The organism is Xenorhabdus khoisanae (assembly GCF_001037465.1).
Taxonomy (GTDB): domain Bacteria; phylum Pseudomonadota; class Gammaproteobacteria; order Enterobacterales; family Enterobacteriaceae; genus Xenorhabdus; species Xenorhabdus khoisanae.
This window is the reverse complement of record NZ_LFCV01000097.1, coordinates 1-13556: the sequence shown is the minus strand read 5'-3', so window position 1 is coordinate 13556 and position 13556 is coordinate 1. Positions and strand designations below refer to the sequence as shown.

Annotated in this window: 16 protein-coding genes; 3 read left to right on the top strand and 13 right to left on the bottom strand. The window is 49.6% G+C overall.

Annotation, left to right across the window (positions count from 1 at the left end; genetic code table 11):
- Positions 1–158: 158 nt before the first annotated feature.
- A complete protein-coding gene (locus AB204_RS21500) occupies positions 159–317 on the top strand; it encodes an IS1 family transposase (RefSeq protein ID WP_411354719.1) in 159 nt (52 codons plus the stop codon).
- A 294-nt stretch (positions 318–611) separates the two neighbouring features.
- Here the strand turns inward: AB204_RS21500 and ssb are convergent, their stop codons facing one another.
- The 3 genes from ssb to AB204_RS14265 all read right to left on the bottom strand — a co-directional run bounded on the left by ssb (position 612) and on the right by AB204_RS14265 (position 1898).
- Positions 612–1130 (bottom strand): single-stranded DNA-binding protein, encoded by a 519-nt coding sequence (gene ssb, locus AB204_RS14275; RefSeq protein ID WP_047964041.1) that lies wholly within the window; start codon positions 1128–1130, stop codon positions 612–614.
- Positions 1131–1145: 15 nt separating this feature from the next.
- Positions 1146–1355 carry a hypothetical protein gene (locus AB204_RS14270; RefSeq protein WP_047964040.1) on the bottom strand — a complete coding sequence of 70 codons (210 nt, stop codon included), beginning with the start codon at positions 1353–1355 and terminating at the stop codon, positions 1146–1148.
- 78 nt (positions 1356–1433) lie between these two features.
- Positions 1434–1898: an STY4534 family ICE replication protein gene (locus AB204_RS14265; RefSeq protein WP_047964039.1), complete on the bottom strand. Its 465-nt coding sequence runs from the start codon at positions 1896–1898 to the stop codon at positions 1434–1436.
- Between the two features lie 79 nt (positions 1899–1977).
- Here AB204_RS14265 and AB204_RS22825 point away from each other — a divergent pair, with 79 nt between their 5' ends.
- A complete protein-coding gene (locus AB204_RS22825; protein WP_161796572.1) occupies positions 1978–2154 on the top strand; it encodes a hypothetical protein in 177 nt (58 codons plus the stop codon).
- Positions 2155–2209: 55 nt separating this feature from the next.
- Here the strand turns inward: AB204_RS22825 and AB204_RS14260 are convergent, their stop codons facing one another.
- The 10 genes from AB204_RS14260 to AB204_RS14215 all read right to left on the bottom strand — a co-directional run bounded on the left by AB204_RS14260 (position 2210) and on the right by AB204_RS14215 (position 13198).
- Positions 2210–4216, bottom strand: a complete 2007-nt coding sequence (locus AB204_RS14260; RefSeq protein ID WP_047964038.1) for a DNA topoisomerase III — start codon at positions 4214–4216, stop codon at positions 2210–2212.
- 13 nt (positions 4217–4229) lie between these two features.
- Complete coding sequence (locus AB204_RS14255) at positions 4230–4943, bottom strand: PFL_4669 family integrating conjugative element protein (protein ID WP_047964037.1); 714 nt, start codon at positions 4941–4943, stop codon at positions 4230–4232.
- Positions 4944–5174: 231 nt separating this feature from the next.
- Positions 5175–6017, bottom strand: a complete 843-nt coding sequence (locus AB204_RS14250; RefSeq protein ID WP_235428094.1) for a DUF1266 domain-containing protein — start codon at positions 6015–6017, stop codon at positions 5175–5177.
- Between the two features lie 702 nt (positions 6018–6719).
- Positions 6720–7928, bottom strand: a complete 1209-nt coding sequence (locus tag AB204_RS14245) for an STY4528 family pathogenicity island replication protein (RefSeq protein WP_047964035.1) — start codon at positions 7926–7928, stop codon at positions 6720–6722.
- Positions 7929–8022: 94 nt separating this feature from the next.
- A complete protein-coding gene (locus AB204_RS14240) occupies positions 8023–8277 on the bottom strand; it encodes a ParE family toxin-like protein (protein ID WP_047964034.1) in 255 nt (84 codons plus the stop codon).
- A gap of 19 nt (positions 8278–8296) precedes the next feature.
- Positions 8297–8872, bottom strand: coding sequence for a DUF2857 domain-containing protein (locus AB204_RS14235; RefSeq protein WP_047964033.1), 576 nt, complete (start codon positions 8870–8872; stop codon positions 8297–8299).
- Positions 8873–8923: 51 nt separating this feature from the next.
- The gene (locus AB204_RS14230) at positions 8924–10567 is read right to left on the bottom strand and encodes a ParB family protein (protein ID WP_047964042.1); all 1644 of its coding nucleotides are present in this window, start codon (positions 10565–10567) and stop codon (positions 8924–8926) included.
- Positions 10568–10570: 3 nt separating this feature from the next.
- On the bottom strand, positions 10571–11935 hold the full coding sequence (dnaB-PI, locus tag AB204_RS14225) for an SPI-7-type island replicative DNA helicase (protein ID WP_047964032.1): 1365 nt from the start codon (positions 11933–11935) through the stop codon (positions 10571–10573).
- Positions 11919–12314, bottom strand: a complete 396-nt coding sequence (locus AB204_RS14220; RefSeq protein ID WP_047964031.1) for a hypothetical protein — start codon at positions 12312–12314, stop codon at positions 11919–11921. The genes dnaB-PI and AB204_RS14220 overlap by 17 nt, the downstream gene beginning before the upstream one ends.
- Positions 12311–13198, bottom strand: a complete 888-nt coding sequence (locus AB204_RS14215; protein ID WP_047964030.1) for a ParA family protein — start codon at positions 13196–13198, stop codon at positions 12311–12313. The genes AB204_RS14220 and AB204_RS14215 overlap by 4 nt, the downstream gene beginning before the upstream one ends.
- 86 nt (positions 13199–13284) lie before the next feature.
- Here AB204_RS14215 and AB204_RS23535 point away from each other — a divergent pair.
- The coding region (locus tag AB204_RS23535; protein ID WP_152671543.1) for a hypothetical protein at positions 13285–13556 on the top strand (272 nt) is incomplete at its 3' end.

Sequence of the window (13556 nt, the reverse complement as noted above, 5' to 3'; positions counted from 1 at the left end):
GCCTTTCTTTTCTAAAAAATGGGTTATATTCTCATCGCTGCGGTAAATTTCAGTTTAACTATTAGGGGGCTGGTTGTGCAAGGGAAGATATAATCACGTGTATAATTAAATGTTATTAGCGAGGCACTTAATAAAACTGACAACGCATAAAGAATTACATGATAATTAGATGGAAGATCCAGAATACCGAACGTGAAAACCTTACACTTCGTAACAGAATTAAACGATTGAACCGTAAAACACTCGGTTACTCAAAACCCTCTGAGATGCATGACAAAATTATCGGAACTTTTATTGAAAGAGAATATTATATTTAAGATAAATCAACGGATTGAATACGTGACCTGAAAAATTAGCTTTAATGATATTTTTTATATTTTAACTTTTAATACACCTTTAACACTTAAGGCCACCATCATTTTCTTCACAAGAATCATAGAAATATCGTAGCTATGGTTTTATTATAAATTGCCTAAAAAAAGAAAATGAAAGAATATGCCAATGAATTGGCAAAAATTGACACGAGTAAATTTAAATAAAAACCTATCAGTACACAATAATGAAAACAAGCCCTGTCGTAACAGGGCAATTTGTTGATGATAAAAACCACGTCAAAACGGGATCTCATCCGCCCAATCCAGCTCTTCTTTCTCCTCCTCCGGTAAAGCAAAAGGTTGAGCCGTTTGCGTGTTTTTTCTCTCCTTACTGATGGGCTTAGAAGACTGTGGCTTCTGTGCTGGCTTATGCCCCACCTGTTGAGCAGCTGCCTGTTTTGCATCGCCACGACTTCCCAGCATCTGCATCGTGCCATTGACACTTACCACCACTTCTGTTGAATAGCGATCCTGCCCTTGTTGGTCCTGCCACTTGCGCGTTTGCAACTGGCCTTCAATGTAAACCTGAACGCCTTTTTGCAGGTATTCCGCCGCAATTTCCGCTAACTTGCCGAAAATCACCACCCGGTGCCATTCGGTTTTCTCCCGAATTTCGCCCGTTTGTTTATCCCGCCAGCTTTCTGAGGTGGCCAGTGAAAGCGTTGCCACTGTGCCGCCCGTTGGCAGGTAACGGATTTCCGGATCTTGCCCCAGATGCCCGACTAAAATCACCTTGTTAATTCCACGCGAAGACATACCCATTTCTCCTTGTTACAGTGATTGACGCTGTGTCCAGCACCCTTGTTTCAGGGCAAATTCGGCCAGTTCACGGTGGGCAAAATATTCCACCGACTCACGGGAACACGGTTCGCCCTCATCCATTGTGCCGATATAAAAACCTGCACGGCTTCGCAACACCGTTAACGGTAATTGCTTATGGCAATATTGCTGTGCCAGAACACCAATCGGTGCGATATTCATGTCTGTACCCTATTGTATTTGTTAGCAAAGAGACTGCCCTGAAAACATTCAGGGCAAGTCAGTGGAGTAGAATGAATATCAGAACGAGTTTTCTGCATATTCGGTTTGTGCGACACCATTCTGTGGCGGCGTCGAATCGGATTGTTCGGCCTGATAGACCTTGTCCTGACCGATTTTAATCCAGTCAACCTTGATCAACCGGGCTTTCAGGCTGACGCGCTGTTCACCGGCATGATCCCCGCGTTTCAGGGTAAAAATATCGGTGGAAGGATTGCTTAGTGTGAAACCCAGCAACACTTTTTTGTCCTCATCCACCGATTTCTGGCAACGGGCAATCAGACTGGTCGCCTCCTTGCCGACCACGGTAATATCAAAACGCACATAGACCGGATTATCACCGGGGCCATTTAACGCATTGATCACGCAGCTCAGGAACGTGCCATTGGCCGTGCTGACATGGCGGATATTATTCAAATAGCCCAGGCCTTTAATATTCAGGTTGAAATAGTCATTTTTGGTTAAGGGTGTTGCGTTCTCAGACATACAATTTTCTCCATGGAGGTCAAAAATAAGGTGCAACGGAGAAAATCCCATCCCTGACGGGAATGATGTTCCCCGCCGGGTGTCAGACAGTGACGTTGCTGACGTTCTGATAAAGAATAATGAACCTTCATCATCCATCGGGATGATATCTGCTTCCAAAGGTGGGCAGATGTACCGCGTTGAGGCACTCCCTTTCAGGCTACGGGAGTTTTACAGCCACCCGGAGGCGATCGTTACAGGCTCACCGATCATTTAAGAAACAGGTTGATTTTTAGAACATCCCATCAGCACGTCAATCAACAACCAGATCTTCAGACTTTCTGATTTGCCCGTCTGACCTTGCGCGATTGTGTTACCGCTTTGTCATTCAGCATGCCTTTACAGCCCGGATAGTTCACGCAACCCCAGAACGGCGCGCTTTTCCCCTGCCGTTGCCGCATCCGGCCGCCACAGTTCGGACATTCGGGTGTTTTCGGCAACGTCAGATGTAGCGGCTGTGCCTTACCCCGTTCGACTAAATGCTGAAGCCACTGTGCCTGTTTTTGCATAAAAACCGCCAGTGATGCCTTACCCTGCGCAATATCCTCCAGCGACTGCTCCCATAACGCGGTCATGCCCGGATCTGTCAGCACCGCCGGCAGCCCGGCAATCAATTCCTGCGCCAAAGGCGTCGCGTGGATCGCTTTCTTTTTCCGCTCAATCAGCTGGCGTTTAAACAAGGTATCCAGAATCCCGGCCCGGGTCGCTTCCGTACCCAACCCGGCACTCTCGCGCAAGACTTGTTTCAGTTGCGGATCACTGACCAGACTGGCGGCATTTTTCATCGCGGCAATCAGCGTACCTTCAGTAAACGGTGCCGGCGGTTTGGTATGGCGTGCCTGAATTTTTGCCTCAATCACCTGACAGCGATCACCCTGATTAAGTGCCGGTAGCGGTAAATCAACATTCTTTTCTTCCTCCTTTCCATTCTCTCCCGCCTCATCGGTAAACAGCGCTTTCCAGCCCGTCATCACATTCACCCGGCCTTTTACCCGGAATAATGGCCCGCCGATGTCCAGCGTCACTTCTGTCACATCCGTTTCCTGAACCGGCAGAAATTGCGCCAGATAATGCTGACGGATAAGCTGATAAACCTTTAACTCATCGGTCGTTAAGCGGCTGATATCAAAAGCATGACGCGTGGGAATAATGGCATGGTGTGCCGTGATTTTTTTGTCATTCCAGACACGGGACACGAGTTGTCTATCCAGTTGGCTGATAATAGCGGTCATAGCAGGGTCTGTTCGCGCCAGTGCTGTCAGTACTACAGGAATATCTGCCTGCATGGATACGGGAAGATAGCCGCAATCCGTGCGCGGGTAAGTCGTGGCTTTATGGGTTTCATACAGGGACTGGGCAATCGCCAGCACCTGACTCGCTCCCATGCCCCACAAACGGGAAGCAGCCTGCTGGAGTGTGCCTAAATCAAAACAAAGCGGCGGCGGGGTTTTCTCCCGCTTTTTGCTGACGTCCATCACAGTGGCCTGCGTTGCCTGCTGGCAACGTTGCTGAACGGCCTGAACAATATCTGGCTTAATACAACGGTTTTCTTCATCACAATCATCCGTTACAGGCTGCCATTTGGCTCGAAAACGAATGCTGTCTTTTTCCAGTTTAGCAACCAATTGCCAGTAAGGTTTTGGCTCAAACTGAGCAATGGTCTTATCCCGGTTCACCACCAGTGCCAGTGTCGGGGTCTGCACCCGCCCGATGGACAGCACCTCTCCAAAACCCAGTGCCTGTGCTTTCAGGGTATACAAACGGGTCAGATTGATACCCGTCAGCCAGTCGGCTCTCGCCCGCCCCAGCCCTGCCTGATAGAGAGCTTCCGTCTGCTCGCCCGGTAATATTGCCGCCAGTGCCTGCCGGATGCTGGTTTCATCCAGTGCCGACAGCCACAGCCGCCTGACTGTACCGGTGAAACGACAATACTCCAGCAACTCACGGGCAATCACTTCCCCCTCACGGTCGGCATCGGTGGCAATAATCACCTCATCCGCCTGTTTCAATAACTGATTAATCACCGCAAATTGATAGGCAGTCTCATTTTTGATTGCCCATTGCCATTGCGCAGGCAAAATCGGTAAGACATCCATGCGCCACGGCGGGCCAAATTGCTCGCCATAGTGTTCGGGGGCAGCCACCTCCAGCAAATGCCCGATGGCCCAGGTGACAATAACACCGGGGCCGAAAAGAAATCCCTGTCCGCGCTGTTTCACACCCAAAACTTTGGCAATATCTTTGGCCTGAGAGGGCTTTTCACACAAATAAAGCTGCATCGCACCCCCTCCATCAGTTCTGTTTAATAGGACGTAACGGCAGCGAGAAAAGCGAGCGCAACTTGCCTGACAAAATATCGGGATGCGGTTCACCCAGCAGTTTAATCGCCTCAAGCCCTGCCGGGGTTTTCTCCGCAATATCAGAGCGGCTGACAGCCAGTGAACGGTAAGAGCGCACAATGCCGTAAATCTGACGAATGGCACGGCTGCCATTGTGCAGAAAGGCATCACGCTCTGCCCGTGAAATCAGCCCGTAATGGAAAGCCTGAAATGTTTTCATGGCAAGCTGGTCATAGCCAACCAGCAGCCAGACACAGCGATAACCCAACGGGGAGTGGCTGTAGACGCCGATATTCAGCGGTTCGACAGAGGAAACGGCGGATAAGGTGATCTGCTGTGGTACGGCGTTCAGAGTATCCTGCAAAGTCGCAATACTCTGCTGGAGGTTGGTGAAAGCCGTATCCAGCGCGTGTTCCAGCTTCACCAGCCAGGCATCGGCATACGGATTATCGGCAGCGGAATCCACACTGATATTACCGGCACGCTTAATGACCTGCGGCATCCCGAGAATGCCTGAAAATTTTCGTGGATTGCTGATCTCTTCCCGCCGGCGCCCTGCCCACAACCGGATCGCATAGTGGGTATGCAGTTCAATGGTGAGTGAGGATGTTAATACCCCAGCGCGTAAACGTGGCTGGGATGATGATTTGTCTTCTGAATCAGACATGCACAAAGCCTCCTGTTTTGCCTTGATAATTCAGTAGAACTATCAGGGCAAAGGCGGTTGTGACTCAATAAATAACCAGTTACGGGAAAAGGGGAAATATTCTGCTCTTATGGAACGTGATAAAGTGATTTTTATTTGTTTATTTTTTGCACTTTGCTGTCAGTGACAGCAAAGTATAGTTTTCATACAATTGATGTCATTAGAGTATGCAGGCAGATATCATGGTGATTATCAGTGCAAAACCAGCGGAATAATATTGGCTTCATCTTCTTCTGTAACCTCATCGCTGACTGAATTTTCCATGTGTTCCTGCAACGCAGAATTAACCCAGTCCGCGAAACCATTTCTCATATAATCTTCCATATCTATGTCTTTCCTTTCTGGCCAGGATAATTGAGCAATTGGCCAGTCACAATATGTCTTATAAAGGCGGAACCTTGCCAGACGTTCTTTGCTCATATCAAAATCCCTGCTCCAGTAAGCATTTCCCAACCGGTAGTTGGTATAAAATGCATCAAAGTTATCAAAGAGCTGGTACACATAATCTGCTGTTTTTAAAATATGTTCCCAGGCCATGTCCTCACTGATATAACCCGCCACAAAACTATTCCGGCTTAAGACCAGTGCCCGCCAGAGATCAAATCCCCAGAGTAAGGCCGGTGGTCTTCCATTCACAGAACAGGAACATTGTTGTACATATTCAGGTGATTCTTCTATCAGCGCTCCGAGCGTTTTAAACATTTCGCCGTTAGTCATCACAGCATCAACAGCAAAATGTTTCGAGTGCATACCTGCCCATAACCTGTGTAACATCTCTAAATATCCTGCTTTATCCAATATTCCCCAATCCTTATGTAGCTGAGATTGGTGATCCTGAACATCTGATAAGGGTAAAAAGTGATATTGACTATTTGGTGAAACACGGCTTTTCAGCGGGTAATGTTCCAGTGTTTCAATCCAGAACCCACTGTCATAACTTCCAACAATATCTAAACGTAATGCCTGCCGCTTTTCTTCCGGTAATACTGATAATCCGGCTTGTCGATAATAATTTTTTTGTTCCGTAATCGGCATATTCTTAACTCGGAAAAAAGTATAAATAGAGAGGGATATGCCATATAAAATAAAGCCTATTAACGAAACAGATAGTATAAAACCGGCTGAGGGGACATTATCATTAAAACTAATATCCGTTATACCTGTGAGTAATGAAATTATTAAAATCGTTATAATCCAGAGAATTCTTGCCCCCACAGCTTTGAGAGGCCGAATAAAATGCAGATTTTTATTTTGTTCTGTTTTCTTTTTCACTATCCGAAAGCTATTGACGGGAAACTCTCTGTCATTAGGGTGATTTTGCAGTAATTCCTTCATTTTTAATCCATTAGTCTATGTTTGAACTATTTCTTCGTGGGATAAATAACCGGGTTTGGCAACCCAGGGAGAGAAATCACTGCCCGCGGTGACTCACCCTGATCCCATTGGAAATATTTTACGTAAAAAAGTTGCAGGAGATAAAGATGAATAAGCAAAAGAAAGACTAACAACCAGATATAACAGAATGTCATACTACACAACTTATTCTGATAACCTTAACAAGCTATTTGATACTATTGATATCACCTTGATTAATTATTTCGTAACTTAAATAATTTTATTATTTTTTATTCCGGGCTTAAAAAGAATAAGTTAAAGTGAGAGTGATGATTAATTTTGGCTATATTTCATACTTTGCTGTCACTGACAGCAAAGTATGCTTTTTAATCAATTCTCGTGTCACTGATATTTCACCAACGCCAGCCGCTGACGAATATCTTTCACTACACTGCGCACATGGGACTGTGATGAAGGTGTGACGGAACGTTCCGGCTCCTGTAAGAAGGGCTCTGGTACTCTGGCAGGCGCAGGTGTAACAGCAACCGGTTCAGCCGGTGCGTACAGTTTTCCTTCCCGTGCCCGTTTCATCATCGCCAGCAGCCAGCCGACCGGATTGCTGATTTTCCCTGCCCGTAACGCCTTATCCAGACTGCTCAACACGGTTTGTGACTGTTCAGCAGGCAGCGCTTGCAACTGGCTGTTCAGCATCGTCACCTCTTCCGGTTCCAGTTGTCGACAAAGCCCTTCTGGCAGAAAAAGAGTGGATTGCGGTTCTACGTATGTTTTTTTATTCACACTCTGTGTGAAAGAACGTACATAACAGTTCGGTTTAGTCGAACAACTATAAGAGCTTGATTTTTGGCTGAGTTCGGCATCGGAATTCAGGCTCTTTTGTCGCTCTGACTGACTCAGTTCGGTTTCCGAATCCGGTTTTATGTGACTGAGTTCGGTATGTGTTTCGCCTGACTGAAGTGAGTGACGCATCACTTTTTGCTGCGGCGTCTGCACCACATTCAGCCGTTCTTCCAGCAGACGGATATGACTGTAGCGATGGCGCATCATCCGGTCTTCTTTGATCTCCGTCAGCACCGCCCATGCGGTCTGGCTGATGGTGCGATTTTTACTGCGGCAGGCTTCTGCAACCGTATCCAGCCAGTGGGGATCGAGCGTTTCCGCATCGCGACAGGTCAGCGGTTCATCGTGCTGCGCATAGATATTGCCCCGTACCCGTCCGTGTTCATCGCGGATGCGTTTGCATAAACTCAGCCAGCCGGTTATTCGCAGCATCAGCAAGACCCGGCTGACGGTTTCACGGGAGGCTTTCCCTTTATAGGGGGAGGCCAGCAACACCTGCAACTCGTCATAGCTGGGGAACACGGCACCTTCATTATTCAGGGCATACAGGCGGATCATCATCCAGCCGGTTTTATCCAGTGGCGACAGGCGATCGTCCAGTAACAGACGGCGGGGATAGGCATCCTGAATATTGCCCATAAACAGCAGCCCACTGCGCAGCTGTGAAACATTATCGTCAGCACGTTGCGCCAGACGGATTTTCATTTTCTCGACGGTGTGAGCAATGATGCTGTCTGCTGACAGGTTTTTCATGATCCCTTTTCTCCGGTGTTAACCTGCAAAAATAATGTCAGGGCTGCACCCTGTCGCCAAAACAGGATGCAGAATGACACGACTTCAACACGAACTATTTACGGATTTCATTGTTGTAGCGTTCGTGGAGCATCAGCTCCCACGACTGCCCGTTATCCCGACTTAATAATCGCCAGAACAGGCCGATATTGATTTTCAGATACCCGGTACCTTTTTCTTTCAGCCGGATATAGTTGCGTTCACCCCGTCGGTAGCACCGTACCTGATATTGTGCCTTGCGACGTAGTGACAGTGGTGCTGTCACAGGCACATGCAGGCCGGGGATCATTTCGGTTAATCTTTCTGACATAATTTCTTTTATCTTTCTGTTATGCCTGCTTTTTCATCGTTTCAGGCATGTCACTCTGCTGCCACTCCCTGACCGCCCGCCAGACTGCCGTTAGCGAGACGCCGTGCTGTTCCGCGACACCCATCATGATATCCAGCCCTTCGGCACTGTCCGCATCGGGCATCGCGGCGGCTTGCCAGTGTTGCCACAGTTCGCGGTTCTCAGCTTCCGTTAAAGGCGTCCCCCGCCCCGGTCGTACCGTCATACCGGCAATCCGGCGGCGGGCAGCGATTTCCAGACTGGACAGGCCGAAAAAGTAGTGCATCAGTTCAATGGAGCCGCCCAGTTCCAGTGCCCGGTCAATGCGTTTCATCCGTTGCTGTTCGACGCGCGCCTGCTGTAAGAGACGGGCCAGATTGGTATGGTGAATATGCACATTCAGCACGGACACCGGACTGTTGCCCAGATAATGCAAATCCTCAATCGTCAGGCGTTGCAACATTAACATTTCATTGGGCGCGAGCCCCAGCGCCTCACAACGGCGGATATAGCCGTTCTTCAAATCCATCACCAGCTGCATCAGCAGGTTGTTGGTGGCTTGCGATAAATGATTCATCCACTTCCTCCAGTATCAGGCTAATCAAAACAGAGTGAACAACGGCCAGTATCACGACCGCGTTATCGTCTCTGCTGTAAGCGGGCGCTGAAGCTCACGCAGACGGCGGATCACCCGGATAAGACGCATAAACTTCACGGTCTGGGTATCATCCAGTAAAGGTACCTCCGCCTGCACCGCTGTGCCCAGCAGCAATGCCGTCAGTGTCAGCTCTCCGGTGTCAGCTGACGTTTCCCCGGTGAATGACAGCAGTAAACACGAAAAAGGGTGAGCCTCCTGACCATCAATCAGACAAAATCCGGCTGAACCGTCTTCCGACGTCGGCAGTAAATCACGGTCACAACCCATCACTTCCGCCAGTTCAAAGGCCAGCCGGAACGCCATGCTTTGCAGATGTTCGATATCATCCTGCATCGGGGAAATAGTCCAGACGGAGGTCACCGGCTCCAGCCCGGTCTGGGCAAAAGACAGACATTCAGTTTCAGACACAGCCTGATCCGGTTCAGGCAGCGTCTCAGCATCATCCGTGTTTTTCGATTGACTGGCGTGAGTAACCCGCTGTTTTTCGACTTGAGTGACAGACGGGGGTATTTTGTCGGTTGACGCCGACTCGGATGTGCAGTCAGACTCAGAGAGCGTTTCTGTTAGCGGGTTAGAAATTATTCGACAGTTCGATTCCGCATTCCGCACTCGAACCCGATGCGCATTATCCGGTTCAGGAACTTCTGTCTCCAGCAGAGTATCAGGCTCTGAAACGGCTGGCTCCGGCACGCTATCCGACACCGTAGTCTGCTCACCAAAGAGTTTTTTGCGGTTACGCTCTTTTGGATCGAGTTCCAGCATCCAGCGGTCATAATTGAGCTGCGGATGCGGTAGTGCCTGCAATAAATCGCCGATCAGTTCATCGCGGAACATCTCCGGTGACCAGATTTCCGGGGCATCAAATTTACGACAGCAGGTCCCAAAAACTTCGTCGAAGGTTAAAGTCGGTTCCGGATTGATTGTCGCAACATGGTGCTGCCAGACGGCATACGCGCTCTGTCGTAACGCCAGCAAGGGTTTTATCTGCGGAGCTCCCAACCCTGATCTGAGCAGATGAGGCATCCACGGGTGCAAGTATTTCACCGTGTGCTCCAGCCGGCTGATATGACTGTCACTGACAGGAAAACCAGCTTCACTGAGCAAGGCAGAAAGCTCCCGCAGTGTGATTTTTTTCTGTTTCTGCGCTTCATAGAGTGTTCTGGCTTTACAGACACCGAGGGCTTTTTCAATAAAACTGAGATCACCGCGCAGTTCGTTTTCCGCCAGATGCCCGATTACACACTGTAATCGCCCCGGCCACGGTTTAAACAGGCAGTGAATGCGATAAAAACGTTCATCCCCGGTCTCCTGCCACAGCTCGGACAGAATTTGATAGCGCGTATTCCCGCCATCACTGAAGATATAGACCTCATCGCCGTCCGGATCACGCGTCACTTTCGGCACCGTATCCAGCCCACGGGCTTTGATCGACGCCTTGATATCGTCATAACGCGGGTTACGACTGGTGCGGGGATTATCCGGATTGGGGCGTAGCTGATCTAATGTCAATACCATTGGCATTTCCGCCATCGGCTGACTGTCATTGAGGGTAGCCACGGCCTGTCGTCCCTGCTGTAACAAAGCATGGCCTAAATTCAACGTATTGCGTCCCATCATTTACCTCCCGACGCTGTCGATATCAGAAAAACGCGTACATGGACCATCAAATCGCACACGGATAATGCCCGTGGGTCCCTGACGTTGTTTACCAATAATAATTTCGGCAATCCCCGCATCCGGTGTTTCCGGGTGGTAGACTTCATCGCGGTAAAGATGAAGAATGAGATCGGCATCCTGCTCCAGCGAACCGGAATCCCGCAGGTCGCCGTTGTTCGGACGTTTATCGGCGCGGTTTTCGGCTTGCCGGTTAAGCTGGGACAGCGCCAGTATCGGGCAGTCCAGCTCTTTACCTAACGCTTTCAGGCTGCGGGAGATATCGGCAATTTCCTGCGTACGATTTTCCTGTCCGGGGGCGCACATCAACTGGAGGTAATCCACCATAATCAGGGCAGGTTTGCCGTATTGGCGGGTATAACGGCGGGCACGGGCGCGCAATAGCGCAGGCGTCTGGTGGCTGCAATCATCGATAATCAATCGTTGATCCCATTGGGCAAACTGATCCAGGCTCTGGCTGATGCGTCCCCATTGTTCATCGTCCAGCAGGCCACTGCGCAGCGCGGTTAATGCCACGCCACCTTCCATGGCAGACAGACGCAGCATCAGTTGTGAAGTCGGCATTTCCAGGCTGAAAATCTGTACCACCGCATCGTCCCGATACCGCAGCGCACCGAGACAACAGGCCAGCCCCAGTGCCGTTTTCCCCATGGAAGGACGGGCGGCCAGCAGAATGAGGTCACCCGCCTGTAAGCCACAGGTCATTTCATCCAGCGCCTGAAATCCTGTGGGAGTGCCAGTGATCCCATTGCGGCCCTGTATGCGCTCCAGATGGGCAATCAGGGCATCCGCCCCTTGCAGCAGGGTCACAGCCTGATGTTGCCGGGCGGTGCCTTTTTCCGCCAGATTAAACAAGTGACTTTCTGCCTGCTCAATCAGGGTTTCTGACCGGATATTGGGCTGAAAAACTTCCGCGCTGAGAGATTTACCCAGTGCCAGTAACTGACGTAACCGGCTTTTTTCTGCCACAATGCGGGCATACTCCTCAATATTGGCCGCACTGGGCGTGTTTTTGCACACTTCCGCCACATAGGCAAAACCACCGACGCTGTCTATTTGCCCCCGCTGTGTCAGCCTGTCAGTCAGGGTGATCAGGTCAAACGGACAGTTTTTTTCGCTCAGTTCCGCAATGGCCTGATAGATTATTCGGTGTGCCGGAAAGTAAAAATCGTCCGCCGCCAGCAGCTGAACAACGCTGTCCCAACGTTCATTCTCCAGTACCAGTCCGCCAATCACGCCTACTTCGGCATAAGCATAACTGGGTTCTGCTTCACTGATGGCCTGTAACGCATCATGATCCCGATTCATTGGTCACCTCCCTGTTGACGGCATTCAGTGCCCTCACTAAACGCTGTTGCAGATGCGGGGAAGAAACCCAGAACAAAACTTCTTTTGCGGTCAGATACTGCGGCTTGCCATTTTCCCAGCCACACTCCAGCAGGGCCAAATCATCCGGTGTACCGGGCATCAGTGACAGCTCGCGCAATTCATCTTCATGACGGGGACTGAAATGCTCGACGTTCTCAGGCGAAACCTCCCAGATAACGGGTAATAATGTCTGGAATTTCGCCAGTGCCGCTTTACGATCAGGCGCATCGACAAACACAAACCATTCATCCTGTGTATCCGTGAACGGTAATTCTGCATTGTCATAGCAAAAACAGATAGCTCGCCAGATAATATTCATTGCGCTCCCCCCGTCGGTTGGTTGACCAGCACGGCATCAAATTTCTCCTGCCATTCGGGAAACAGTTCACAGGCCAGACTGTGCATGGTCTGGGCGGCGGCGGGACTTTTGCGGGGAGTTTTATATTCCAGGCGATGAACAGGCTGGGCGCGAACGTGACCCAGTTTGTAGATATCCAGTAGATCTATCCGGGTGTTCAGCAACTGATAAACCTTTCTGCCACCCAATGCTGACGTATCGTAGCGCTGCTGGTCGATAATATCGGTCAGTTCATTGAGCGTGTCCCTGTCCAGATTGGTGCCTTCAATGCCATTGGCCAGTATCTGGATCAGCGGCAGCTGAATACCGTAATTTTCAAAGGATTGCAGTCGGGTCAGCATCCGCAACGTGCCGCGCAGGAACTCACGGACATCCGGCAGGATGGGTTTAATTATCCCCAGCACAAACTGAGTTGCAGTCAGTACCACCAGTTCTGTCATCACACCAGTCGCGCCTTTGGAGTCAATAATAATGACATCGTATTGATGAAACAGTGGATGTTGCAAAATATTGCGCAGGCGAAGACGCCCGTCAGGGGCGTGCAGCATCGCCGTCGGCAGGAGTTCATCGGGATCGTTGGAGACAATGATATCGAGATTGTTGATCACCGAGCGGGAAATGATCCGCTTCGATTCCCTTAGATCCACCGTCTGCATTAACACTTCATACAGCCCGGCGGGGGCTTCATATCCCAGGCTAAAAATACTGCTGGACGTGGGTTGTGAATAATCGGCATCAATCAGGAGAGTATTTAAACCAGCATCGGCAAAAAAGCCCGCCAGATTTGCAGCATGGGTGGATTTACCTTCGCCGCCTTTGGGAGAAATAATAGGAAGTATTTTCATTTTGCATACTCGGTTAATTGAGTAGCAAAACAAGAAAACCCAGGTTGTTAACAGTTTCTCAACTTAAGAGGGGATTGAAAATCCCCGTGTCCTTGGTTCGATTCCGAGTCCGGGCACCACTTCAACTTCCAGTGAAGTCCAGCCCAGTAAAACAATTCCTGTCAAATCCAGCAAAATCAACACTATTATCTATTTCTACGTCTAGTTTCGTCTGTTGCAATCAATATGCAGCGAAGGGCATAATTCGGGGCACTTACCGTTCGATTACAAGGATGCCCTTAATAATGAAACTAAACGCCCGGCAAATCGAAACTGCAAAACCCAAAGAAAAAACCTACAAACTCGCCGATGGCGGTGG

Bases quoted from the DNA above. Each gene is read 5' to 3' on its own strand.
- AB204_RS21500 (WP_411354719.1), top strand. From the start codon at position 159: ATGATAATTAGATGGAAGATCCAGAATACCGAACGTGAAAACCTTACA.
- ssb (WP_047964041.1), bottom strand. From the start codon at position 1,130: ATGTCTTCGCGTGGAATTAACAAGGTGATTTTAGTCGGGCATCTGGGG.
- AB204_RS14270 (WP_047964040.1), bottom strand. From the start codon at position 1,355: ATGAATATCGCACCGATTGGTGTTCTGGCACAGCAATATTGCCATAAG.
- AB204_RS14265 (WP_047964039.1), bottom strand. From the start codon at position 1,898: ATGTCTGAGAACGCAACACCCTTAACCAAAAATGACTATTTCAACCTG.
- AB204_RS14260 (WP_047964038.1), bottom strand. From the start codon at position 4,216: ATGCAGCTTTATTTGTGTGAAAAGCCCTCTCAGGCCAAAGATATTGCC.
- AB204_RS14255 (WP_047964037.1), bottom strand. From the start codon at position 4,943: ATGTCTGATTCAGAAGACAAATCATCATCCCAGCCACGTTTACGCGCT.
- AB204_RS14250 (WP_235428094.1), bottom strand. From the start codon at position 6,017: ATGCCGATTACGGAACAAAAAAATTATTATCGACAAGCCGGATTATCA.
- AB204_RS14245 (WP_047964035.1), bottom strand. From the start codon at position 7,928: ATGAAAAACCTGTCAGCAGACAGCATCATTGCTCACACCGTCGAGAAA.
- AB204_RS14240 (WP_047964034.1), bottom strand. From the start codon at position 8,277: ATGTCAGAAAGATTAACCGAAATGATCCCCGGCCTGCATGTGCCTGTG.
- AB204_RS14235 (WP_047964033.1), bottom strand. From the start codon at position 8,872: ATGAATCATTTATCGCAAGCCACCAACAACCTGCTGATGCAGCTGGTG.
- AB204_RS14230 (WP_047964042.1), bottom strand. From the start codon at position 10,567: ATGGGACGCAATACGTTGAATTTAGGCCATGCTTTGTTACAGCAGGGA.
- dnaB-PI (WP_047964032.1), bottom strand. From the start codon at position 11,935: ATGAATCGGGATCATGATGCGTTACAGGCCATCAGTGAAGCAGAACCC.
- AB204_RS14220 (WP_047964031.1), bottom strand. From the start codon at position 12,314: ATGAATATTATCTGGCGAGCTATCTGTTTTTGCTATGACAATGCAGAA.
- AB204_RS14215 (WP_047964030.1), bottom strand. From the start codon at position 13,198: ATGAAAATACTTCCTATTATTTCTCCCAAAGGCGGCGAAGGTAAATCC.